Below are 746 nucleotides of genomic sequence, written 5' to 3'. Positions count from 1 at the left end.
TGTGCGGGCTCGCGCTGTTCGCGGCGCAGGGACCGGCGATCGCGGCCGCGCTGCTCGCCGTCTTCAACCAGATGCTGTTCGTGCAGGCGCGGGTCGCGATGCTCGACATCGGCGTGCTCGCCTTCAGCCTGCTGGCGATCGCGGCGTTCCTGTTCAGCGTCAGGCAGCGCCGGCCGCAGCTGCTGTTCGCCGCCGCCGGCGTCGCGTTCGGCCTCGCGGTCGCCTGCAAATGGAGCGGGCTGTTTCCACTGCTGACCGCGTTGCTGATCGTCGGATTGATCAAGCTGCTGCAGCATTGGCAGACCTCGTTCGGCGATGCCGAGCCGACCGACTGGTATCAGCCGGAGCAGTGGCCGGGTCTCCGCTGGCTGCACATCCTGCTGTGCTTCGGCGTGCTCCCAACGCTGGTCTATCTCGCGACCTTCATTCCCCTGCACGGGCTGTCCATCTCCACGATCGCCGAGGCGCAGCGCCGCATCTTCGCCGACAGCATCACCACGGCGATCGCCGGCCACACCTATATGAGCGCGTGGCCGACCTGGCCGTTGCTGGTGCGCCCGGTCTGGTTCCTGTTCGACAAGACGAGCGACCGTGACATCGCGGCGATCGTGCTGCTCGGCAATCCGCTGGTGCTGTGGCCGGCCGTGCTCGCGCTTGCCGTCTGCGTCAGGGATTTCGTCGCGGCCCGCAGCGCGGCGGCGTTCCTGATCCTGGCGTTCTTCCTCGGCTGCTATCTGCCGTGGGCG

1 protein-coding gene is annotated in these 746 nt (G+C 68.1%); it reads left to right on the top strand.

All coding sequences use genetic code 11. The annotated features are described in order from the left end of the window. A partial coding sequence (locus tag BRAO375_RS29300) for a phospholipid carrier-dependent glycosyltransferase (RefSeq protein WP_035642965.1) occupies positions 1-746 on the top strand: 746 nt, incomplete at both ends.

Source organism: Bradyrhizobium sp. ORS 375, from assembly GCF_000239775.1.
In the GTDB taxonomy this organism is placed as follows: domain Bacteria; phylum Pseudomonadota; class Alphaproteobacteria; order Rhizobiales; family Xanthobacteraceae; genus Bradyrhizobium.
This window is presented reverse-complemented; position numbering and strand designations above follow the sequence as displayed.